Source organism: Bradyrhizobium prioriisuperbiae, assembly GCF_032397745.1.
GTDB classification, from domain to species: Bacteria; Pseudomonadota; Alphaproteobacteria; order Rhizobiales; family Xanthobacteraceae; genus Bradyrhizobium_A; species Bradyrhizobium_A prioriisuperbiae.
Genome location: NZ_CP135921.1, coordinates 4,179,177 through 4,200,637, shown reverse-complemented (window position 1 = coordinate 4,200,637; position 21,461 = coordinate 4,179,177). Strand labels below are relative to the sequence as shown.

Below are 21,461 nucleotides of genomic sequence, written 5' to 3'. Positions count from 1 at the left end.
CAGGGAGTGGAATGATGGCGGTACGTTCGGGCGGTGAGGCAATCGTCGACGGTTTGCTGGCGCATGGCGTCGACACGGTGTTCGGCCTGCCGGGCGCGCAAATCTACGGCCTGTTCGACGCCTTCAAGCTGGCGGAGCCGAAACTCAAAGTCATCGGCGCACGGCATGAGCAGGCCTGCGGCTACATGGCGTTCGGTTATGCCCGCTCCAGCGGCAAGCCCGGTGTGTTCAGCGTGGTGCCCGGCCCCGGCGTGCTCAACGCCAGTGCTGCCATGCTGACCGCGTTCGGCTGCAACGAACCGGTGCTGTGCCTGACCGGCCAGGTGCCGACGCAGTTCCTCGGCAAGGGCCGCGGCCATCTGCACGAGATGCCGGACCAACTCGCGACCCTGCGCAGCATCCTGAAATGGGCGGAGCGCATGGAGCACCCGGGAGCTGCGCCCGCGACGGTGGCGCGCGCATTCCAGGAGATGATGTCGGGACGGCGCGGACCGGTGTCGATCGAGATGCCGTGGGACATCTTCACCCAGCGCGCCGCGACCACGCCGCTCGCCCCGCTGGCGCCATTGCCGTCGCCGGAACCGGATCCCGACCGCGTCAAAGCCGCGGCTGCGCTGATCTCCGGCAGCAAGGCGCCGATGATCTTTGTCGGCGCCGGCGCGATCGAGGCAGCGGACGAGATTCTGGAGCTGGCCGAACTGATTGACGCGCCAGTGGTGGCCTTCCGCAGTGGCCGCGGCATTGTCAGCAACGCCCATGAACTGGGACTGACCATGGCTGCCGCCTACCGGCTTTGGCCGCACACCGATCTGATGATCGGCATCGGCACGCGGCTGGAATTGCCGTCGTGGCGCTGGCCCTATCGACCGGCCGGACAGAAGTCCGTCCGCATCGACATCGACGCTTCGGAAATGCGTCGCTTCACCCCGGACGCCGCGATCGTCTCCGATGCGCGTGACGGCACCCGGGCTTTGCTTACTGCCGTCCGCAAGCAGGGCTACAGCAAGACCAACGGCCGTCGCGGTGTTATCCGCGAAGCGACATCGGCGGCGCAGCAGCAGATCCAGTCGGTGCAGCCGCAGATGGGGTATCTCAATGTGCTGCGCGACGTGCTGCCGGAGAACGGCATCGTCACCGACGAGCTGTCGCAGGTCGGCTTTGCCTCCTGGTACGGCCTGCCGATCTACAAGCCGCGCACCTTCATTTCCTCGGGCTATCAGGGCACCCTCGGCTCCGGCTTCCCGACCGCGCTTGGCGCCAAAGTCGCCAACCCTGACAAACCGGTGGTGGCAATCACCGGCGATGGCGGCTTCATGTTCGGCGTGCAGGAACTCGCCACCGCCGTGCAGTACAAGATCGGCGTGGTGACGCTGGTGTTCGACAACAACGCCTATGGCAATGTGCGCCGCGACCAGAAGACCGTGTTCGACGGCCGTGTGGTGGCCGCCGATCTGGTCAATCCGGATTTCGTCAAGCTTGCCGATTCGTTTGGCGTCGGCGCGGCGCGGGTGTCGTCACCGGAGGCCTTCCGGCCGGCACTGGAGAAGGCATTGGCAGACGGCGGTCCCCAGCTTATCGCCATCGATGTGCCGCAGGACTCCGAGAGCAGCCCCTGGACCTTCATCCATCCCGCCAAGCCGTCTTAAAGTTATCCGTCATCCTGAGGTGGCCGTGCGCAGCGCGGCCCTCGAAGGGCGACGGCCGCGACCTCTCGGGCCGTTCATCCTTCGAGGCTCACCCTACAGTGCAAGTGCACCGTAGGGCTCGCACCTCAGGATGACGGAGCATAACTTGCGGCCTTGAGTTCGCGCCCATGCGGGCGATAATCCGGCCCCTTCTGCAGGCCGGAGATCCCCGCATGGCGACCCATCGCACCCCATGTCACGCCACTCGCCTTGCTGTGGTGGCCCTGATCGCTGCGCTGGCTGCTGCAGCACCCGCACTGGCGCAATCTCCCGGCCTCCCGCAATCGAAGGGGGCCGAGCCGGCGACACAAAAAGCCAACAGCGACATCGTGGCGACGCTGCCGCTGGCTGATACCACAGCCTTCGACGACGCCAAGCGCGGCCTGATCGCAACGCTACCCGACGACACCATCGCCGGATCCGGTCCGCAGCCGGCTTACTCCCTCAAGCCCTATGGCTTTCTCGACAAAACCGATCCGCCGCCGACGGTGAATCCCAGCCTGTGGCGGCTGGCGCGGCTCAATCTGGTGCACGGCCTCTTCAAGGTGGTCGACCGCGTCTACCAGATCCGCGGCTACGACATCTCCAACATGTCCATCATCGAGGGCGACAGTGGATTGATCGTGATCGATCCTCTGCTGACTGCGGAGACCGCGCGCGCCGGCCTCAATCTTTACCTGCAGCATCGACCGCCCAAGCCCGTCGTCGCCGTCATCTACACCCACAGCCACGCCGATCATTTCGGCGGCGTCAAGGGCGTGATCAGTGAGGACGATGTGCACGCTGGCAAGGTGCAGGTGATCGCGCCGGATCGTTTCATGGATTTCGCGGTGTCCGAGAACATCATCGCCGGCAACGCCATGACCCGGCGGGCGCAATACCAGTTCGGCAATTTCCTGCCGCGCGGCGAGCGCGGCCAGGTCGACGCCGGCCTCGGCAAGGGACTGGCGCGGGGTACGCTGACCCTGATGGCGCCGACCTTGTCGATCAAGCAGGCCTACGAGACCCATCGCATCGATGGCGTCGACATCGATTTCCATCTGGTGCCGGAGACCGAGGCGCCGTCCGAGATGGTGATGTACTTCCCGCAATTCCGCGTCATCGATGCCGCGGAAATCGCCACCCAGACCATGCACCAGCTCTACACCATCCGTGGCGCCGAGGTGCGCGACGGCCGCGCCTGGTCGCGTTACCTCAGCGACATTCTGGAGCGCTGGGGCGACAAGGCGGATGCGCTGATCGCCCAGCATCACTGGCCGACCTGGGGCGAAGGCCGCATCACGGATTACTTGAAAAAACAGCGCGACCTCTACAAATTCATCCACGATCAGTCGGTGCGGCTGCTCAACCACGGTTATACGCCAACCGAAATCGCCGAAGCCTTGAAGCTGCCGCCGAGCCTCGCCGCGACCTGGTCGGTGCGCGGATATTACGGCACGCTGAGCCACAATTCCAAGGCGGTGTATCAGAAATACCTCGGCTGGTACGACGGCAACCCCGCGCATCTCGCGCCGCTGCCGCGCGCGGACAGCGCCCGCAAGACCATCGCCTATATGGGCGGCGCCGATGCCGTGCTCGCGAAAGCGCGGGAAGATTTCAAGGCCGGTGAATATCGCTGGGTGGCGAGCGTGATGAGCGACCTGGTGTTCAGCGATCCGCAGAACAAAGCGGCGCGCGAGCTGGAGGCCGACGCACTGGAGCAGCTCGGTTACCAGGCCGAGGCCGGCACCTGGCGCAATGCCTATCTCACCGGTGCCATGGAATTGCGCACGGGCATTCCGCAAATGCCGAACAACGCACCAAACGCCGAGGTACTGAAAGCGCTCTCGCTCAACCTCTTGTTCGACTTCATGGGCGTGCGCGTCAACGCCGGCAAGGCCGAGGGCAAGACCATCGTGCTGAACTGGGATTTCACCGATGTCGGTGAAAAGATCGTGCTCAACCTGGAGAATTCAGCCCTGACACAGCGCGCCGGCATCCAAGCGCCGGATGCGGATGCCAGCGTCACGCTGACACGCGCGACCTTCGACCAGATCATCATGAAGCAGCGCAGCTTCGCCGCCGCCATGCTCACCGGCGACGTCAAGGTTTCGGGCAATCCGCTGAAACTGCGGGAGTTCATGGACACACTCGATGAGTTCTCGCCGTCATTCCCGATCATGGAGCCGGTGGCGCAGGTGCGATAATCAATCCGGAAGCCGCACGTGACCGCCCTGCACCGTGATCGCATCACTTGGTGCCGGCTCAAGCACAATCGGCGGCACGTTGGAGAGCTGCAGCGGCGGCGCGCGCCCCGCTTCGCCGCCGCGCGGCGTGGTGCGGACGACCTGGCTTGCCGGCAGCGGCCGGCCAGCCGTGAGATGATCCCACATCAAGTCCAGCGCACGCAGGTGATAAAGTGTCAACGGCACCATGCGGGTATCGAAACCCGGCAGGTCGGTGCCGAAGTGTTCGGCGTTGGTCACTTCGATGTAGCGCAGCTGCGACGCGGCGCCGTCCACCAGCGAATTCAAACCGACATAGGGCCGCGAGGAAAAGCTCACTGGCACGCGGTCGTCGCTGCGGCCATGAACGATGATGGTGGGCTTGCCGCCGAGCGCCCCGGTCGCGATGAATTCGCGGATACCGGCCTGCACCCGCTCGGCTTCGGGCGAATGCTCCTCGATCAGGCCGCGAATGCAGATCGCGCCATCCAGATTATAGTCCTGGCGGCCGGTGCTCCGCGACGCGGACAGCCAGTTGCGACGCGGGCCGGTGGGATCGTTGTCGTTGATGACGTCGATGCTTCCCGCCGGCGCGCCACCGGGCGCGATCGCGAAATTCTGCGCGATCTGTGCCGCCGGCACCGCCATCGGACGGCCGTCCTTGTCGACGGCCGCATAGCTGTAGCCGCAGAGACGGTCGCGCACGTCAAAGCGGCCGTGGTCGTTGGCGTATTTGGTCGCCGTCGCATCGGGCGCGACGAAATAACCGAAGGCGTGACCGATGTCGGTCTCGGCATCCCAGCCGTAGGCATGCATGCGCTGCAGCGCCTCGTTCGCCTGTGCCTCCAGCGTGTCTGAGGTCAGCAACCCCTTGTCCCGCAGCGAGACACACCGATTGGCGGCGAACTCGATCCGCTCCCGCAACGGCACGTCGGGAACGGCAAGGACGGCGCACGGCTGATAGAGATTGCCGAACGAGAAGTAGTCGAGCAGGGTGCGGCCGCTGCCCTGGCGCGTCACGGCGCCCCGGGTCACGCTCACGCGATCATCCGGCCGCAGTTGAACCTGTGGTTCACGCACCACCACCCCGTCGATCAGATGCTCGGCATCTTTTTCAGCGGCATAAAGCGTGGCGCCGCCGCCATTCGAGCTGCCGGTGGCGAGAACCATGGTATTGGCGCGTGTGAATCCCGGATCGCGGCCGCCGATCTGCACAAAAGCGAACTCGATGGCGCGCAGCAGATTCAGGCCCCAGTCCTTTTCGGGGTTCTGTTTGGAATGCGCCGCCTTGAAAGCGATGCGGTGCGGCCAGTCCACGAGGAAGCGCAATCGCGCGGCATCGTCCAGGTCGGCCCGAAAATGGGCGTCGTTGCCAGCAGCTTTGGCAAACGCCTGACGCCCGTCGAGGGTGCCGACGCTGTCAACCTCAAGATTGTGGAATCCATCGCCGTGGCCCTTGTCGGTGTAGACCACCGCACAGCCATGACGCAGGCCCCAGAAGCCGAAATCCACCACGTCCCGGAACAGACTAGCCGAGCCGTTTACCGGAATGGCCACGAGGCAGCGACGCTCGCGCGCAAGATCAGCCGGGATCTGCAGCAGCATCGCAACATTCTGCTTGCCGTCGCCGTCATCGGCATAGGCTAGATACTCTTCACCAGCGATCTTGCCGTGATCGGGCAGCAATTCGCCAGTGGTGGACCGAACATTGGGACCGAACAGCCGGCTGAATCCCTGGCCGTCACTGCCCCGGAGAAACAGAGCCGCGCGCCGCAATTCAGCGGCCGTCGGATTCAGCGCATCCTTGTACAGCGCCGCGGGAGGCGCTGCCAACATGGCTTCGATACCAAGGCCGCCGGTGACGAGGTCGTCGGTCCGGCCATCGTATACCGCATGCGGACCGAGCTTGAGCCACGGCGGCATCAGCGGATCGCCAGCAGACGCGGGCGACATCAATACCACGCAGCTCATGAGCAGCGCGAAGCCAATCGATCTGATCGTCATGGATGAATTCCTGCTAGGTGATCGTCAACAGGTCCGGAATTTCGAGATCGAGCAGCGCCGAGCTCAGGCTCTTGCCGTGGGCATCGAGCGCCAGCGATTGCGTGACGCCACCGGCGAGCGCGTCCTGCAGCACGAAATTCAGTGCCGCGAGCTTCGGCAGCTCGTAACGCAACACCTCGCCCTTCACGATGCCGGCAAAGTGCGCCTTGACCCGCTCCGCGGTAACATGCTGCACAAGCAGCTGGTAATGCCTGTCGTCATAGGCGATCAGGCTGATGTTGGAGGTGTTGCCCTTGTCCCCGGTGCGCGAATGCGCGATGTCGCGAAGCTTCATGGTCACGCCTCCCACATCTGCACGGACGGCGAGACAAGGTTCTCAGGCAGCAAGGCCGAGACGACGCCGATCACCTCCCGAGCCGATTTGGCCACACCGCCGCCGCCGGCAGGACCATTGGTGTAGAGCGTCTCGACCTCGTTGCCGATCCGCACCGCGTTGGCCATGCTGTCGGTGCGCCCGGTGACCCGCACCCGCACTTCATAGGGTTCCGATCCCGCCGACAGTCTGTCGCCGTGCAGCGAGTCGATGCCGATCAGCTCGAACCGCGTTTCCGTCATTGCGACGCCGGTGAGCGCCAGGCGTTCGCGCACGATCTCCAGCGCCAGCTTGCCGCGCCCGACCGCGCCGGGGCCGGCATAGGAAATCTGGCCCTCGCCGACATAGGAATCGAGATAACCGATCGAGGTCTTGAGCAGGCCGGTTTTCGCAGCGCCACGCCCGCCCTCGACCTTGATGCGATCCGGCCCGACCTGCTGCATCGACACGTCGGAGAAATCCGCCACCACATCCGGCTGGAAATATCTTGTCGGATCGTGAATCTCGTACAGCAACTGCTCCCTGCAGGTGGCAAGCGTTACCTGCCCGCCGGAGCCATCGACCTTTGTAATGACGATGCTGCCGTCGGCGCCGATCTCGCCGATCGGAAATCCGAGCCGGCCGAGGCCCGCGACATCCTTCACGCCGGGATCGGCGAAATAACCACCGGTGATCTGGCCAGCGCATTCCAAGAGATGACCGGCGACCGTGCCGCGTCCCAGCGCCGCCCAGTCGTCCAGGGCCCAGCCGAATTCATGCAGCAGCGGCCCGAGGAACAGCGCGGGGTCGGCCACCCGCCCAGTGATCACGACGTCGGCGCCGCCCGCCAGCGCATCACGGATCGGACCGGCGCCAAGATAGGCATTGGCCGAAACGATGCGGTTGCCGAAATCGTTGACCGCCCCGCCGGTCTCCTCAATCCGATAGTCGCCGGCCCGGATCGCTGGCAGCACGTCATCGCCTGTCACCGCCGCGATCTTCAGGCCCTGCAGGTCGAGCGATCGCGCGATTTCACGTGTCGCCTGCGCCGCCGCCAGCGGATTCGCCGCGCCCATATTGGTGATGACCTTGATCCCCTTGGCCTTGCAGATGCCGAGCACCGCTTTCATGCGTTCGCGCAGCAGCGGATCGAAGCCGCCGGCGGGATCCTTCAACTTGGCCTGCTGTGCCAGCGCAATGGTGCGCTCGGCCAGACATTCGAACACCAGGTACTGGATGTCGCCATGCTCGGCGAGTTCGACCGCGGGTTCGATCCGGTCGCCGGCGTATCCGGCACCGGCGCCCAGCCTGATGGTCTTCATGATCGCTCTCCCGTGCAGGTCAGAGGGGGAACAGGCCCAATAGCACACATGCGAAGGTCATGACGACCGACGCGGCGAACAGAAAGGGGATGGTGAACTTCTGATGATCCGCCAGATCGATGCCGGTCAGGCCGACCACCAGGAACGTCGCAGGCGTCAGCGGACTGACCGGAAAGCCCGTGGTCATCTGGCCCAGCAACGCACCCTGCGCGAGTTGCACCTTCGGCACGCCGAGCTGACCGCCGACCTCGGCGATCACAGGCAGCACACCGAAATAGAACGAGTCCGGGTCGAACAGCAGGCTGAGCGGCATGGACACGAGACCAAGCGCCACCGGCATATACTTGGCGGCTGCCACCGGCACGAAGCCGACCGCGGTCTGCGCCATTGCCTTGAGCATGCCCGAGCCCTGCATGATGCCGGTAAACACACCGGCTGCGAGCAGGATCGACGCCATCAAAAGCGCCGCGCGGGCATGGGCATCGACGCGCTTTCGCTGCATGTCGACATCGCGATAGTTGATCAGCAGCGCCAGACACGTGCCGACCATGAACACGATGGCCGGGGTCAGCTTGTCACCGAGTGCCACCATGGTGCCGAGCACCACCACGGTGAGCACGATATTGATCCAGAAGTTCTGCGGACGGCGCAACTCGCGCTCTGCATCGGTCAGCTGTCGCTGCGCCATCAGATCGATGCCGGCGCCGCCGACAAGACCGAGCCGCTTTTCCTCGCGGCGGCCCAGCCAGTAGGACACCGCGAAAATGAAGATGATCCCGACAATCTGCACCGGCACCAGCGGATTGAAGATCTCGGGGATCGGCAGCTTCAGCGAGGCCGAAGCGCGGATCATCGGCCCGGTCCACGGCAGGAAGTTGACGCCCGCCGCCATCGAGGCGGCGCAGGCCAGAATACGTTTGTCGATGCCGAGCCGATCGTACAGCGGCAGCATCGCCGGAATGGTGATCAGGAAGGTGACCGCGCCGGAGCCGTCGAGATGGATCAGCAGCGCCAGCAGCGTGGTTCCCATCACGATGCGGGTCGGACGGGTGCCGACGGTGCGCAGGATGCGATCGATGATCGGATCGAGCATGCCGGCGTCGGTGACCACGCCGAAGAACAGGATGGCGAACACGAACATGCCGACCACAGGCGCGAGGCTCTGCAGGCCGCTGACAATAAATTTGCTGGTGTCCCAACCAAAGCCGCCAACCAGGCATGCGGCAAGAGGAATCAGGATCAGTGCGATCAGCGGCGACATCCGCTTGGTCATGATGACCAGCAGCAGCAGAGCGATGGTGACGACGCCGAGCAATGCCAGCATGACGGGGTTTCCTCGTGAACTCTTTCTTGTCGGACCGCGACAGAGACGGCCCCGCGGTCGAATTTCCCGAACTCAGCCCCGGCGGCTTGAATTATGCAATTGAAATGATTCAATCTCAGCTATAGAAAAATCCTATGGATGGAAAAGTCCTATGGATGTAAGCGTCAGGCAGTTGCGCTCCTTTGTTGCGGTGGCGAAGCTGAAAAGCTTCACCCAGGCCGCCGCCTTGCTGCACGTGGCCCAGCCGACGCTGACGGTGCAAATCAAAGGCCTCGAAGACACATTGCGGCTGCGGCTGTTCGACCGCACCCCGCGTTCGGTCGAACTGACGCGGATGGGACGCGAACTGCTGCCGGTGCTGGAGCGCATCCTGCAGGATCTGGACTCCGTGCTGCTTGACGTACAGGACGTGGCGCTGGAACGGCGCGGCGTGGTGCGCATCGCCGCGCTGCCGTCGTTCGCCGCCGGCGCCCTGCCCGGCGCCATCAAGCAGTTCCGCGACATCCATCCCGGCGTCTCGTTCGCGCTCAAGGACGTGATCGCGAGCCGGGTGCTGGCGATGGTGCGTTCGGAAGAGGTCGACCTCGGCTTCACCGGCGGCGACACATCGTTCGCCGACATCGAAACCGTGTTCAGTGCGCGCGACGAGATGACTGTGGTGTATCCGCAGGGACACCCGATCGGCGAGGTGGCGCGCATCACCGCAAGCGTGCTGGCCGACTATCCCCTGGTGCTGATGGATTCCGGCACCAGTGTGCGCGCCGTGACCGATGCCGCGTTCAACAAGGCGGGACTGATTCCCGGCCCGGCTTCGGAAGCCACCTACATGATGACGGCGATCGGCATGGTGCGCGCCGGCATCGGCCTGACCATTCTGCCGGCCTCAGCCCGGGAAATCGCGGCGGAACCGTCCCTGCGGAGCCGGCGCATCAACGATCCGAATTTTTCGCGGCCCGTTGCCCTGATCAAGAAGGCTGGCCGCACGCTGCCGCCGCTGACCCAGGCGTTCGCCGATTTCCTTGCGAAACATCGCAAGCAGCTGCTGACAAAGGACGGCGTGCGTTAGCCGCCGGCAATCAAACAGACTTATTTCTTTCCCGACGTATCCGGGTGAACCGGGTCCACCCACAGCACGGTCTCCGGCTTTTCCACCGGCTCGATGTCGAGATTGATCGCCACCGCCTCGCCGTCGCTGCGCACCAGCACGCATTCCAGCGGCTCGTCCGGGCTGGCGTTGATTTCCTGATGCGGCACATAGGGCGGCACGAAGATGAAATCGCCGGGATTGGCTTCCGCGGTGAATTGCAGGTTCTCGCCCCAACGCATCCGCGCCTTGCCGCGCACCACATAGATGATGCTTTCGAGATGGCCGTGGTGGTGCGCCCCGGTCTTGGCGTCGGGCTTGATGGTCACCGTTCCGGCCCACAGCTTCTGGGCGCCGACACGGGCAAAATTGATCGCTGCCTTGCGATCCATGCCGGCGGTGGACGGCACATTCGGATCCAGCTGATTGCCTGGGATCACCCGGATGCCATCGTGCTTCCAGCGCTCCGCATCGCCGTGACCATGATCATGGCTGTGAGGATGCGAGTGGTCGTGCGAATGCGAATGATCGTGATCGTGTCCGCTCATGGCCGTATGGTTCCGCTTTATCCAGAACAACTTTCAATGACTTATCGCACGTCATCAGATCAGGAACCTTCCGTCAATCGACAGGTTGTCATGCATCGATTGCAAAATGAGGAGCACGATCATGGGAAGCACCACCGACAAGATCAAAGGCGCCGCCAACGAAGCCATCGGCAAGGCCAAACAGGGAATTGGCGAAGCCATCGACTCGCCGAAGCTGCAGAGCGAAGGCGCCCTGCAGGAAGCCAAGGGCCATGGCCAGAAGGCCGTCGGCGACGCCAAGGCCGCGGCCAAGGATGCTGCCGACAAGGTGGCCGAGGTCGCGAACAAGAAGCTCTGAGCTTCGCGCAACGTTCGACGAAAGACCGGCCTCGCGGCCGGTCTTTTCTGCTTGTCGAGAGCGTCGCATGTCACTCAATCGGAACTCAGGAGATCCACCTTCACATTCGCCCGCATCAATCGGCCGGCGAGCAATCCAGCGAGATTCTGCATCATCTGCTTTCCGACCTGCGGATGCTGATCGGCAAACTGCCGGAAACGATCGACCGGAATTTCGAGGCAGGCGACGTCCGTATCGGCGATAGCATCGGCGGCGCGCTTGTCGCCCAGCAGCGCCATCTCCCCCACCACCATGCCGCCGGTGAGCGCCGCCAGCCGCACGCCGCTCGGCAACCGGACGCTGACCTGCCCATTCTGGATCAGGAACAGCGACGAGCCGGGCTCTCCGGCGCGGATCATGACTTCGCCTGGTGTGAATTTTTTCACGGTCCCAAGACCGGTGATCGCCGCAAGGTCATCCGGCGACAGCCCGGCCAGCAGCGCCTGCTCGGCCAGCGGCATTTCGCCGCCATGATCGACCCGGCCACCGTAACGATAGACAATCTGGTCTTCCGCCCATTCGATCGCCTCATCCAGCACCACGAAGTTGCGCACCCGGGTCATGCCGTCGGTCCACTGGCTGATCGCCTCCCAGGTCAGCGACGACCGCGCCAGGCCCGACAGCACCGTGGTGATGTTGAAGCGCTCGAGTTCGCGCAGGCCGTCGGCCAGCAGGCGTGCCGCAGCACTGGAGACATCGGCCACGCGGCGGAAGTCGACAATGAGAATCTGCGGCAACGCTTTGCCGGCAACCTGTCGCGTGATGTAATCGATGGTGGCAAACGACAAAGAGCCGACCAGCTCGATCACCCGCACGTCGCCATGGTGCTGGCGCAGGATCGTATGTTCGTCGGCGCGCCGGCTGCGCCGCGACGCACCGCGGCCAATGTCGTAGTCGGCAATCACGCTGGTGCGCGAATTGCCGTTGCGGTTGAGCATGTGCAGGTCGAAATGCGCCGAGAGCACTTCGCAGACCTGGATGCCGCGCACGCTGTTGCCGTGCTGGTCCAGCCGCGGCGAGAAGCTGCCGAAGCCGAACTGCGAAGGCAGCGCCGCGAGAATGCCGCCGCCAACGCCACTTTTTGCGGGAATGCCCACCCGATAGATCCATTCGCCGGCAAAATCATACATGCCGGCCGTGGTCATCACCGACAGCGTGCGCGCGACAGCATAGGGCGCGACCACCTGCTCGCCGGTTAACGGATTGATGCCGCGGTTGGCCAGCGTCGCCGCCATCACGGCGACATCGCGTGCGGTCACCAGGATCGAGCATTGCCGAAAGTAGACGTCGAGCACGCCGCCGACATCGCCGCGCAGCACCGCAGAGTTGCGCAGGAGATAGCCGATGGCGCGGTTGCGATCGCCGGTCGCGCGTTCGGAGGCATAGACAGCCTCATCGACTCCGAGCTCGCGTCCGGCAAAACGGCTGAGTCCTTGCCGGATGAAATCGAAAGCCCACTCGCCTTTCGCGCCGACGATCAGCCCGGAGCAGGTGATGGCGCCGGCATTGACCATCGCATTGAACGGCTTGTTGTCGGCGTTCAACCGAATCGAGTTGAAGGCATCGCCGCTGGGCTCGACCCCGATCACCGCCTCGATCGCGGCCGCACCAAGCGAATCGAGCGCCAGTGCGAACGCGAACGGCTTCGACATCGACTGGATGGTGAAGGGCACCTCGGTGTCACCGACCTCGTAGAGATGTCCATCGATGGTGGCGAGGCTGATGCCGAAAAGATCCGGGTTGGCTTTACCCAGTTCGGGAATGTAGTCAGCGACCTTGCCGGCATTGTCGGTCGCAAATCGCGCGTGACAAGCCTCGAGAAACTGCTGCAGCGGCGGATGGATGGTCGCCGTTTGGCTCTCGTCGGCAATCGGTGTCATCGCAATGATCTCGTTATCAGACGGATACTGGGACCCATTGTACACCGGCGCGCCCGGAAGGGACATCAAGTCAAGCGCCAACAATATCCTATCTCCGTCATCCTGAGGTGCGAGCCGGAAGGCGAACCTCGAAGGATGTGCGGCCGCTCGGGCCGTCGCCCTTCGAGGCGCGCAAGAGCGCGCACCTCAGGGTGACGGATCACAGAGGGCATCCGAATTTACCGGGAGACCGCTAGTACGATTTCGGCAGGCCCAGCACCTTTTCGGCGATGAAGGAGAGGATCAACTGCGGGCTGATCGGCGCGATGCGCGGGATCATCACTTCGCGCAGGTAACGCTCGACATGATACTCCTTGGCATAACCGAAACCGCCATGGGTCATCACAGCCTGCTCGCAGGCCTGGAAGCCGGCCTCGGCGGCCAGATACTTGGCCGCATTGGCCGCCGGTCCGCAGGGCAGGCCCTGGTCGTATTGCCAGGCGGCGGACAGCGTCATCAGCCAGGCGGCTTCCAGCTCCATCCAGTTCTTCGCCAGCGGATGCTGAATCGCCTGATTCTGGCCGATCGGACGGTTGAACACGATGCGCCCCTTGGCGTAGGTCGCCGCGCGCTCCAGCGCCAGCTTGCCGAGTCCGACAGCTTCCGCGGCGATCAGGATGCGCTCCGGATTCATGCCATGCAGGATATATTCAAAGCCGCGGCCTTCTTCGCCGATGCGGTTCTCCAGCGGAATTTCGAAGTTCTCGAAGAACAACTCGTTGGAGTCGATCGCCTTGCGGCCCATCTTCTCGATCTCGTGCACGGTGACGCGGGTGCGGTCGAAGTCCGTGTAGAACAGGCTCAGGCCGTGGGTCGGGCTCTTCACCTGATCCAGCGGCGTGGTGCGCGCCAGCAGCAGCATCTTCTGCGCAACCTGGGCGGTGGAGATCCAGACCTTCTGGCCGTTGACGATATACCTGTCGCCGCGCCGCTCGGCGCGGGTCTTCAACTGCGTGGTGTTGAGACCGGTATTCGGTTCGGTCACAGCGAAGCAGGCTTTCTCGCTGCCGTCGACGATCGGCGGCAGCATGCGCCGGCGCTGCGCGTCATCGCCGAACACCACCACGGGGTTGAGCCCGAACACGTTCATGTGCACCGCGGAAGCACCGGACATGCCGGCGCCGGATTCCGAAATCGTGCGCATCATCAGCGCCGCCTCGAAGATCCCGAGACCCGAGCCGCCATACTCTTCGGGAATGCAGATGCCAAGCCAGCCGGCGTCCGCGATGGCTTTATGGAAATCGTGCGGAAAACCGCCGTCGTGATCTTTCGCAAGCCAGTAGGCATCGTCGAAACGCGCGCAGATCTTCCCGATCGCGTCGCGGATCGAGTCCTGTTGCGGGGTCAGTGCAAAATCCATGGTCGCGGTCCGTTCGATGCGAGGGCCGTCCATGAATGGGGGCCAACGGCCGCGCGCGTCAAGCACACCAGACAGCAGAGCCCTCCAACCTGCGTGCATGGAGCGCAAACCGGATAGAAAACTGGCCCTTCCCGGCCCAAGCCTGCCTATCCGGGCAGAATTCATGAAATTATACAGGCTGTTACGTCAGCTTTGAACGAGCTGCCCCACGTTTCACGCCTTGGATCAAGACGTGAAATCAGATATCCTTGCACCATGACCAAATTGCTCGATCGCGCGCTCGAAGCGACACGCAACCTTCCTGCGGATGTTCAGGACGATATTGCACGCATCGTTCTGCAACTCGCCGGCAACCAAGAGCAACAGATCCCACTTTCAGCCGACGAACGAAAGTCAATCACGGCCTCGAAGGCAGCGGCGGCTCGTGGCGAGTTCGCAACGGATGAACAGGTCCGCCAGACCTGGGCCAAACACGGCCTGTGAGAATCCGTTACACCCTTCCCACGCTCGACGATCTCAGTTCGATCCTTGATTACATTTCCGCTCATTCCCCTCGCGGCGCGCGGCACGTGCAGCAACGCCTCAAAGACATTATCGACCTGCTCTCAAGCCACCCGGATATCGGAGTCCGGACAGACGATCCGACCATCCGCCGCTTGACGATCCCGCCTTACCGCTATCTTGTTTTTTACGAGGCGAGAATTCTCGCGGACGTCTACGAAAATCCGTACAGCTCCGCCGGATTGCTCACCAGGATCTTCCGGCGCACCGCGTCGTCCGGCGCCCAGTCCAGCAGCAATTCGAGGTGATTCACATCGTCGGGATAACCGAAGATGTGAGCCTGCGAGTGCGGCCAGTTGCTGGCCCAGATGATGCGGTCCGGTGCGTGACGGATCAGGGCCTTGGCCAGCACGGCGACGTCCTCGAAATGCGGCGCGCCGGTCTTTGAGAATTCATAAAGGCCCGCGAGCTTGACGTAGCCGCGGCCGGTATCGAGCAGCCGCAGCAGCGATTTGAAGCTGTCGTGATCCGGCGGCACCGGATCCATGAACTTGCCGACATGGTCGATGATGAAACGCCCGGGCAGACGCGCGATCTGCGCCTCGTGCTGGGGAAAGTCCCGGCCATTGAGCTGCACCAGCGCGTGCCAGCCGTGCTCGTGGGCGCGGCGGCCCATCTCGTCCATCTGCGGCCACGACAGCGTGCCGCCGAGCAGGGACATGAAACGAATGCCGCGCGCGCCCTCCCTGGTCAGCCGGTCCATCTCGTCGTCGGACACGCCGGGTTTGACCACCACCACCGCGCGGGCGCAGTCGCCGAGGTCCTTCACCGCCTTCATGGTGCAGCGGTTGTCGTCGCCATAAGCATTCGCCTGCACCACCACGGTGCGCGCGATGCCCAGCCAGGTCATGACCTGACGATAGTCGGCAACGCTGGCATCGGCCGGCAACGGCGTTCCCGGAATGGTCGGAAAGCTGCTGTCGTAGATATGAATGTGGGTGTCGCAAAGCTCTTCGATTTTCAGTTTGGGCGAGCGTCCGGTCAGCGGGCGTTCCATGGCTTCTCTCCCTTGTCTCTTGTTCTTGGTGCTGGCGATCAGCGCGGCTTGAAACGTTCGATCAGGGCGGGATCCGGCGTGAAGCCGAGGCCCGGTGCCTGAGGCACACTCAGCCGGCCGTCCTTCGGCAGCGGAATGGCCGGATCGATCCAGGCCTCCGTCGTGACGTAGAGGAATTCGAACAGGCTTGGCTCGGAAAGCAGCGACACAAGCTGCAGCGTGGCCCAGTAGCCGGGCCCGAAGTAGGGCGAATGCGGCATCAACGCCCTGCCCGAAGCCTTGGCTAGCGCCACCACCTTCAAAAATTCGCTGATGCCGCCGACCTTGGTGACGCTCGGCTGCGGATAGGTGACGACATCGGCAAGTCGCGTGAACTCCAGTGCAGTGCAGGCGTTCTCGCCAGCCGCCAGCGGCACACCGAAACGATGCAGCTTGGCAATCGTCGCAAAATCCTCCGGCGGAAAAATCGGCTCCTCCACCCAATAGAGACCGAGTTCCTTGAGCCTGGGCAGGATCGCTTCCGCCTCGGCAAGGCTCCAGCTGCAATTGACGTCCGTCATCAGCTTGATGTCGGGTCCGACCACGCGGCGCCCGGCGACAATCGGATCGAACGCGATCTCATGCAGCTTGATATGGCGATAACCCTCGCCCACCGCGCGCGCCGTGACCTCTTCCACCGGCCCCACTTCGCCGTAACGCACCAGGCTCGCATACGCCGACACACTGCCGCGCCGCGAACCGCCAATGAACTCCGCCAGCGACTGGCCGCCCAGCTTCGCCGCGATGTCCCACAGCGCGATGTCGAGTCCCGACAGGGCGTACATGCCGATGCCGTGGCGGCCGCCGAAGATGTGAAACTTCTGCTGCAGCTCGATGTTGAGATCGGGAATGCTGGTGATCGTCCGCCCCTGCGCGGACGGAAACATCATATCCTGCACGGCCGTCAGCACCGGCCGCAGGCAGTGATAGGCGAAACACTCGCCCCAGCCGACCACGCCGTCCGAGGTTTCCGCCCGCACCAGCACCATGTCGAATTCGCGCCAGGTCTGAGCTGTTGCGCGTGGCCCGCGGACGAGATCGTCGAACGGCACCCGCAGCGGATATGCGTCGAGCTTCGTGATGGTGAACGGCGTGTGTTGCATGGCTGATCACGCTCTTGTTGTTTTGTTTAATGGGGTGAGGAGGCGCAAAGCGCCGCCTCGATCTACGTGGCCTCATCCTTCGATGACGCGGCCATAGCAGCCGCAGGCTGCGTAAACTTGCCTGCGTAGCCGCTCCTCAGGATGAGGGGCGGCGTACGTTGCCTGAACGTCAGGCCTTCTTGATCGCCTCGAAATCACCGGTAAACTCGGCACCGCAGAATGTGCCGCCCTGGAAAAACTCGCTGACCGGATCGGCCTTCGGTATCTTTGCCGCCAGAACCTCGACGGCGGAATCCTCCGACACGCCGGTCGGCTGATATCCCAGTTCCTTCGCCCGCGAATTGTCCCACCAGGCCCGCTTGTTGTCGGACATGCCGTAGATCACTTCGTACACGAGATTTTCGCGTTCCAGCCCGATCCGGATCAACGACACCAGGTCTTCGGTCTTCAGCCAGATCGCCAGGCGGCGCTCGTCGATCGGCTTTTCGCCGACATTGCCGATGCGGATCGAGAGCACGCCGATGTTGTGCTTGAAGGCATAGAGCGATCCCAGCGCCTCGCCAAACGCCTTGCTGACGCCATAGCGGGTGTCCGGACGCACCAGCGCATGAGTATCGATGGTCTCACCGCGCGGATGGAAACCGACCGCATGGTTGGACGATGCAAACACCACGCGCTTGACGCCGGCGAGACGCGCCGCCTCGAACAGATTGTAGCAGCCGATGATATTGGCGTTGAGGATGGTTTCCCACGGACCTTCGACCGAGAAGCCGCCGAGATGAATGATGCCGTCGACGCCTTCAACCGCTTTCTGCACCTGGGCGAAATCAGAGAGATCAGCGGCGATGAATTTTTCGCCTGGAGCCAGGTCATCCGGCTTGACCAGGTCGCTGAGCACCAGATCCGGATAGATCGCCGGCAACAGCTTGCGCAGCCGTGCTCCAACACCACCGGCCGCGCCGGTCAACAGAATGCGTGGCATTCGCTTTCCTTCTTTAATTTTTGACTTTAATTTTTGAACCGAACGGTGATTAGCGATCGTCTTTTGTCGACGCAAGCTGACGATATCGCTCGCGCGAATTCAAGAGATGCTTGCGCATGGCGTCGCGGGCTTTTTTTGCGGCGCGGGCTTCGATCGCCTGCAGGATGGCTTCGTGTTCCTTTTCGATGCGCTGCAGGTAGCTGCGCATATCGTCCGGCTGTCCTTCGAACGAGCGGATGCTTTGCCGGGGAATGATCAGGCGGCCCAGATACTCGAGGAACTCGACAAACCGATTGTTCTGCGTGGCCACCGCGATGGCGCGGTGGAAAGCGAGATCCTCCTTGATGCCGCGGTCGCCATTGGCGATGGCACGGGTGAGGTCCTGCTGCGCGTTGCGAATGTCCTTGATCAGCGCGGCGGTCGCCCTCTCGCTGGCGATCGCGGCGGCCTCAGCCTCGACCGCCATGCGCAATTCCAGCACCTCGATCACGCCATTGAGCGATCCCAGGCCATCGGGATCGATCACATAGGGCTGCCGGCTGGTATCGGTGTTGACGAAGGCGCCGGCGCCCTGCCGGGTGATGACCAGGCCGCGCGCACGCAATGCAGCAACGGCCTCTCGGATGACGGTGCGGCTGACGCCCATCGCCGTCATCATCTCCTGCTCGGACGGCAGCTTGGCGCCCGCCTTGAGCTTGCCCGAGGTGATCTCCTCGGCCAGACGGTTGCAGACTTCGTCGCTGAGACTGCGCACGGGCTGCACAGGCCGCAGCAGCGCGTCCGAGGACGGGCGCACGGAACCGGCGGCGGGTGGACTTGACGCTCGTTGTCTGGTCATCGTACAAGTTGACTAACATAGGCGCGCCATCCGGGCAACACCGTTGCCCCACTCTCCATCGGCTTGATCGCAAAAACCAGCGGACGGCGCGCCGAATTCACAACGAACGTCAACTGGTCAGGCGACCACAGACCAGAGTTGAGGAAAGAAACTGGGGAAACGGTCAGGAAGTGCTTGATTTTCGTCCGGCCCAACGCCGGGCAATGGCGCTGCCGAGCACGGCGCACAGCAAACTTCCGGAACGTCATCGCGCCGCCATTCATGACCGGCGCGATCCCCACAATGGCTATTCAACGAGATTCTGCCGGCAAAGCGGTTGAGATCAACGGCGGCTGAGCGGCGCAAACAGGGGCACGATGCGCATGAGCAAGATGACACCAAAGGAAATGGCGAAGCAGATCGGCGAAGGCCTGCTGTCGTTTCCGGTAACGCCATTCAACGCGGACTATTCCTTCAACGAGACGCAGTACCGCTCCAACATGGATTGGCTGTGCGGCTACGACGTTGCCGGCCTGTTCGCCGCCGGCGGCACCGGCGAGTTCTTCTCGCTGACGCCAGCGGAAGTGGAAAAAGTGGTCGGCGTCGCCGTCAATGAAACACGCGGCCGTGTGCCGGTGCTCGCCGGAGCCGGGTACGGCACCGCGATCGCCAAGGAAATGGCCGCGGCCGCCGAGCGCGCCGGCGCCGACGGCATCCTGCTGCTGCCGCCCTACCTGATGCACTCCGAACAGGACGGCCTCGCCGCCCACATCGAGGCGGTGTGCGGCGCCACCAAGCTCGGTGTCATCGTCTACAACCGCGACAATGCGATTGTGAACGAGCACACCCTGGCGAAACTCTGCGACAAGTGCCCAAACCTGGTCGGCTACAAGGACGGCATCGGCGACATCGAGCTGATGACACGGGTCTACTCCCGCATGGGCGATCGCCTCACTTATGTCGGCGGCTTGCCGACGGCGGAAACCTTCGCCTTGCCCTATCTCGAAATGGGCGTGACCACCTACTCCTCCGCCGTGTTCAACTTCGTGCCGGAGTTCGCCGTGAAGTTCTATGCGGCGGTGCGCAAGCGCGACCGCGATGCGGTGCATGCGGGCCTGCGCGACTTCATCCTGCCGCTGATCGCGATCCGCAATCGCAAGAAGGGCTATGCCGTCTCGATCATCAAGGCCGGCATGAAGGTGATCGGCCGCGATTCCGGGCCGGTGCGCCCGCCGCTGAACGACCTCGATGCCGGCGAAATGGTGGAACTGACCGGGCTGGTAGAACGACTCAAGCCGACGTCGAAGTAAACGCCGCCGAATAACCCGCAAAGAACAGTGTGACCCTCATGACTGCGTCGACCACAATCGTTTCCGGGACCCCTGTCGTCCGCGACATGAAGGTCATTCCTGTCGCCGGCCATGACGGCATGCTGCTCAATCTGAGCGGCGCGCACGGCCCGTTTTTCACCCGCAACATCGTGATCCTGACCGACAGCGCCGGCCACACCGGCCTGGGCGAAGTCCCCGGCGGCGAGACCATCAAAAAGACTTTGGAAGACGCCCGCGATCTCGTGGTCGGCCAGCCGATCGGCAAATTCAATGCGGTGCTGAACGCCATGCGCACGCGCTTTGCCGACCGCGACGCCGGCGGCCGCGGGCTGCAGACCTTCGACCTGCGGGTGACCATCCATGCGGTGACCGCGGTGGAAGCGGCCCTGCTGGACCTGCTGGGCCAGCACCTCGATGTGCCGGTGGCGGCACTGCTCGGCGAGGGACAGCAGCGCGACAAGGTCGAGATGCTGGGCTATCTGTTTTATGTCGGCGACCGCCGCAAGACCAACCTCGCCTATCGCGGGGAGCCAAACGCCAAGGACGACTGGTTCCGCCTGCGCCACGAAGAAGCCGTGACGCCCGAAGCCGTGGCGCGGCTCGCGGAAGCCGCTTATGCGCGTTATGGCTTCCAGGATTTCAAGCTGAAGGGCGGCGTGTTCGCCGGCGACGAAGAGATCCTCGCGATCAAGGCGCTGGCGGAGGCGTTTCCGCAGGCCCGCATCACCCTCGATCCCAATGGCGCTTGGTCGCTCGACGAAGCCGTGCGGCTGTGCAAACCGATGCACGGCATCCTGGCGTATGCCGAAGATCCCTGCGGCGCCGAAGCCGGCTTCTCCGGCCGCGAGATCATGGCCGAATTCCGCCATGCAACCGGGCTGCCCACCGCCACCAACATGATCGCCACCGACTGGCGGCAGATGAGCCACGCACTGGCGCTGCAGTCGGTCGACATTCCGCTGGCCGATCCGCACTTCTGGACACTGCAGGGCGCGGTGCGGGTGGCGCAGACCTGCCGCGACCACGGCCTGACCTGGGGCTCGCACTCCAACAACCATTTCGACATCTCGCTGGCGATGTTCACCCACGCCGCGGCGGCCGCGCCCGGCAAGGTGACCGCGATCGACACCCACTGGATCTGGCAGGACGGCCAGCGGCTGACCAAGGAGCCGCTCGAGATCGTCGGCGGGCTTGTTGCCGTGCCGGATCGTCCCGGCCTTGGCATCGAGATCGACATGGCGCAGGTCGAAGCCGGCCACGAGCTCTACAAAAAGCACGGCCTTGGCGCCCGCGACGACGCCATTGCCATGCAGTTCCTGATCCCGGGCTGGACCTTCAACAACAAGCGGCCGTGCATGGTGCGGTGAAGCACGGCGCCCGGCAAGTTGGCCTGCTCGCAACTTGCCTGCCGCTTGAGCCGTTCATCACGAGCGTAAGGAGAGCATTCTGGACG

General features: G+C 63.7%; 20 protein-coding genes. 8 read left to right on the top strand and 12 right to left on the bottom strand.

Annotated features, from left to right (window positions below; genetic code table 11):
- The first annotated feature begins 14 nt into the window (after positions 1 to 14).
- Both RS897_RS19650 and RS897_RS19645 read left to right on the top strand, forming a co-directional pair.
- A complete protein-coding gene (locus RS897_RS19650) occupies positions 15 to 1,646 on the top strand; it encodes a thiamine pyrophosphate-dependent enzyme (protein WP_315838163.1) in 1,632 nt (543 codons plus the stop codon).
- A gap of 212 nt (positions 1,647 to 1,858) precedes the next feature.
- Positions 1,859 to 3,871 (top strand): alkyl/aryl-sulfatase, encoded by a 2,013-nt coding sequence (locus tag RS897_RS19645; RefSeq protein ID WP_315838162.1) that lies wholly within the window; start codon positions 1,859 to 1,861, stop codon positions 3,869 to 3,871.
- On the opposite strand, the gene RS897_RS19640 is transcribed toward RS897_RS19645, so the two are convergent.
- The 4 genes from RS897_RS19640 to RS897_RS19625 are packed head-to-tail and all read right to left on the bottom strand — an operon-like array spanning position 3,872 to position 8,891.
- Positions 3,872 to 5,893: a 3-hydroxybutyrate oligomer hydrolase family protein gene (locus RS897_RS19640; RefSeq protein ID WP_315838161.1), complete on the bottom strand. Its 2,022-nt coding sequence runs from the start codon at positions 5,891 to 5,893 to the stop codon at positions 3,872 to 3,874.
- Positions 5,894 to 5,906: 13 nt separating this feature from the next.
- Positions 5,907 to 6,227 (bottom strand): AtuA-related protein, encoded by a 321-nt coding sequence (locus tag RS897_RS19635; RefSeq protein WP_315838160.1) that lies wholly within the window; start codon positions 6,225 to 6,227, stop codon positions 5,907 to 5,909.
- 2 nt (positions 6,228 to 6,229) lie between these two features.
- Positions 6,230 to 7,567, bottom strand: a complete 1,338-nt coding sequence (locus RS897_RS19630) for an acyclic terpene utilization AtuA family protein (protein ID WP_315838159.1) — start codon at positions 7,565 to 7,567, stop codon at positions 6,230 to 6,232.
- A gap of 19 nt (positions 7,568 to 7,586) precedes the next feature.
- Positions 7,587 to 8,891, bottom strand: a complete 1,305-nt coding sequence (locus RS897_RS19625; RefSeq protein WP_315838158.1) for a CitMHS family transporter — start codon at positions 8,889 to 8,891, stop codon at positions 7,587 to 7,589.
- A 151-nt stretch (positions 8,892 to 9,042) separates the two neighbouring features.
- Here RS897_RS19625 and RS897_RS19620 point away from each other — a divergent pair, with 151 nt between their 5' ends.
- On the top strand, positions 9,043 to 9,957 hold the full coding sequence (locus RS897_RS19620; RefSeq protein WP_315838157.1) for a LysR family transcriptional regulator: 915 nt from the start codon (positions 9,043 to 9,045) through the stop codon (positions 9,955 to 9,957).
- A gap of 20 nt (positions 9,958 to 9,977) precedes the next feature.
- On the opposite strand, the gene RS897_RS19615 is transcribed toward RS897_RS19620, so the two are convergent.
- The gene (locus tag RS897_RS19615; RefSeq protein ID WP_315838156.1) at positions 9,978 to 10,523 is read right to left on the bottom strand and encodes a cupin domain-containing protein; all 546 of its coding nucleotides are present in this window, start codon (positions 10,521 to 10,523) and stop codon (positions 9,978 to 9,980) included.
- Between the two features lie 121 nt (positions 10,524 to 10,644).
- Between RS897_RS19615 and RS897_RS19610 the strand changes: the two genes are divergently transcribed.
- Positions 10,645 to 10,860 carry a CsbD family protein gene (locus RS897_RS19610; protein ID WP_315838155.1) on the top strand — a complete coding sequence of 72 codons (216 nt, stop codon included), beginning with the start codon at positions 10,645 to 10,647 and terminating at the stop codon, positions 10,858 to 10,860.
- A gap of 74 nt (positions 10,861 to 10,934) precedes the next feature.
- Here the strand turns inward: RS897_RS19610 and glsA are convergent, their stop codons facing one another.
- Positions 10,935 to 12,779 carry a glutaminase A gene (gene glsA, locus RS897_RS19605; protein ID WP_315838154.1) on the bottom strand — a complete coding sequence of 615 codons (1,845 nt, stop codon included), beginning with the start codon at positions 12,777 to 12,779 and terminating at the stop codon, positions 10,935 to 10,937.
- A 232-nt stretch (positions 12,780 to 13,011) separates the two neighbouring features.
- A complete protein-coding gene (locus RS897_RS19600) occupies positions 13,012 to 14,178 on the bottom strand; it encodes an acyl-CoA dehydrogenase family protein (protein ID WP_315838153.1) in 1,167 nt (388 codons plus the stop codon).
- 255 nt (positions 14,179 to 14,433) lie between these two features.
- Between RS897_RS19600 and RS897_RS19595 the strand changes: the two genes are divergently transcribed.
- Positions 14,434 to 14,661 carry a hypothetical protein gene (locus RS897_RS19595; RefSeq protein WP_315838152.1) on the top strand — a complete coding sequence of 76 codons (228 nt, stop codon included), beginning with the start codon at positions 14,434 to 14,436 and terminating at the stop codon, positions 14,659 to 14,661.
- Complete coding sequence (locus tag RS897_RS19590) at positions 14,658 to 14,987, top strand: type II toxin-antitoxin system RelE/ParE family toxin (protein ID WP_315838151.1); 330 nt, start codon at positions 14,658 to 14,660, stop codon at positions 14,985 to 14,987. The genes RS897_RS19595 and RS897_RS19590 overlap by 4 nt, the downstream gene beginning before the upstream one ends.
- On the opposite strand, the gene RS897_RS19585 is transcribed toward RS897_RS19590, so the two are convergent.
- The 5 genes from RS897_RS19585 to RS897_RS19565 form a co-directional block, all read right to left on the bottom strand.
- Positions 14,894 to 15,736 (bottom strand): amidohydrolase family protein, encoded by an 843-nt coding sequence (locus RS897_RS19585; protein ID WP_315838150.1) that lies wholly within the window; start codon positions 15,734 to 15,736, stop codon positions 14,894 to 14,896. The genes RS897_RS19590 and RS897_RS19585 overlap by 94 nt on opposite strands.
- 38 nt (positions 15,737 to 15,774) lie before the next feature.
- On the bottom strand, positions 15,775 to 16,878 hold the full coding sequence (locus RS897_RS19580; protein WP_315838149.1) for a mandelate racemase/muconate lactonizing enzyme family protein: 1,104 nt from the start codon (positions 16,876 to 16,878) through the stop codon (positions 15,775 to 15,777).
- 169 nt (positions 16,879 to 17,047) lie between these two features.
- On the bottom strand, positions 17,048 to 17,860 hold the full coding sequence (locus RS897_RS19575; RefSeq protein ID WP_315838148.1) for an NAD-dependent epimerase/dehydratase family protein: 813 nt from the start codon (positions 17,858 to 17,860) through the stop codon (positions 17,048 to 17,050).
- A 49-nt stretch (positions 17,861 to 17,909) separates the two neighbouring features.
- Positions 17,910 to 18,698 (bottom strand): FadR/GntR family transcriptional regulator, encoded by a 789-nt coding sequence (locus RS897_RS19570; protein WP_315838147.1) that lies wholly within the window; start codon positions 18,696 to 18,698, stop codon positions 17,910 to 17,912.
- Positions 18,695 to 18,961 carry a hypothetical protein gene (locus RS897_RS19565; protein ID WP_315838146.1) on the bottom strand — a complete coding sequence of 89 codons (267 nt, stop codon included), beginning with the start codon at positions 18,959 to 18,961 and terminating at the stop codon, positions 18,695 to 18,697. The genes RS897_RS19570 and RS897_RS19565 overlap by 4 nt, the downstream gene beginning before the upstream one ends.
- 99 nt (positions 18,962 to 19,060) lie before the next feature.
- On the opposite strand from RS897_RS19565, the gene kdgD reads away from it, so the two are divergent.
- Both kdgD and gudD read left to right on the top strand, forming a co-directional pair.
- Entirely contained in the window at positions 19,061 to 19,987 is a 927-nt protein-coding gene (gene kdgD / locus RS897_RS19560; RefSeq protein ID WP_315838145.1) for a 5-dehydro-4-deoxyglucarate dehydratase, read from the top strand.
- Positions 19,988 to 20,025: 38 nt separating this feature from the next.
- Positions 20,026 to 21,375 carry a glucarate dehydratase gene (gene gudD / locus RS897_RS19555; RefSeq protein WP_315838144.1) on the top strand — a complete coding sequence of 450 codons (1,350 nt, stop codon included), beginning with the start codon at positions 20,026 to 20,028 and terminating at the stop codon, positions 21,373 to 21,375.
- The last annotated feature ends 86 nt before the right edge of the window (positions 21,376 to 21,461 follow it).

Bases quoted from the DNA above. Each gene is read 5' to 3' on its own strand.
- RS897_RS19650 (WP_315838163.1), top strand. From the start codon at position 15: ATGGCGGTACGTTCGGGCGGTGAGGCAATCGTCGACGGTTTGCTGGCG.
- RS897_RS19645 (WP_315838162.1), top strand. From the start codon at position 1,859: ATGGCGACCCATCGCACCCCATGTCACGCCACTCGCCTTGCTGTGGTG.
- RS897_RS19640 (WP_315838161.1), bottom strand. From the start codon at position 5,893: ATGACGATCAGATCGATTGGCTTCGCGCTGCTCATGAGCTGCGTGGTA.
- RS897_RS19635 (WP_315838160.1), bottom strand. From the start codon at position 6,227: ATGAAGCTTCGCGACATCGCGCATTCGCGCACCGGGGACAAGGGCAAC.
- RS897_RS19630 (WP_315838159.1), bottom strand. From the start codon at position 7,567: ATGAAGACCATCAGGCTGGGCGCCGGTGCCGGATACGCCGGCGACCGG.
- RS897_RS19625 (WP_315838158.1), bottom strand. From the start codon at position 8,891: ATGCTGGCATTGCTCGGCGTCGTCACCATCGCTCTGCTGCTGCTGGTC.
- RS897_RS19620 (WP_315838157.1), top strand. From the start codon at position 9,043: ATGGATGTAAGCGTCAGGCAGTTGCGCTCCTTTGTTGCGGTGGCGAAG.
- RS897_RS19615 (WP_315838156.1), bottom strand. From the start codon at position 10,523: ATGAGCGGACACGATCACGATCATTCGCATTCGCACGACCACTCGCAT.
- RS897_RS19610 (WP_315838155.1), top strand. From the start codon at position 10,645: ATGGGAAGCACCACCGACAAGATCAAAGGCGCCGCCAACGAAGCCATC.
- glsA (WP_315838154.1), bottom strand. From the start codon at position 12,779: ATGACACCGATTGCCGACGAGAGCCAAACGGCGACCATCCATCCGCCG.
- RS897_RS19600 (WP_315838153.1), bottom strand. From the start codon at position 14,178: ATGGATTTTGCACTGACCCCGCAACAGGACTCGATCCGCGACGCGATC.
- RS897_RS19595 (WP_315838152.1), top strand. From the start codon at position 14,434: ATGACCAAATTGCTCGATCGCGCGCTCGAAGCGACACGCAACCTTCCT.
- RS897_RS19585 (WP_315838150.1), bottom strand. From the start codon at position 15,736: ATGGAACGCCCGCTGACCGGACGCTCGCCCAAACTGAAAATCGAAGAG.
- RS897_RS19580 (WP_315838149.1), bottom strand. From the start codon at position 16,878: ATGCAACACACGCCGTTCACCATCACGAAGCTCGACGCATATCCGCTG.
- RS897_RS19575 (WP_315838148.1), bottom strand. From the start codon at position 17,860: ATGCCACGCATTCTGTTGACCGGCGCGGCCGGTGGTGTTGGAGCACGG.
- RS897_RS19570 (WP_315838147.1), bottom strand. From the start codon at position 18,698: ATGACCAGACAACGAGCGTCAAGTCCACCCGCCGCCGGTTCCGTGCGC.
- RS897_RS19565 (WP_315838146.1), bottom strand. From the start codon at position 18,961: ATGAATGGCGGCGCGATGACGTTCCGGAAGTTTGCTGTGCGCCGTGCT.
- kdgD (WP_315838145.1), top strand. From the start codon at position 19,061: ATGAGCAAGATGACACCAAAGGAAATGGCGAAGCAGATCGGCGAAGGC.
- gudD (WP_315838144.1), top strand. From the start codon at position 20,026: ATGACTGCGTCGACCACAATCGTTTCCGGGACCCCTGTCGTCCGCGAC.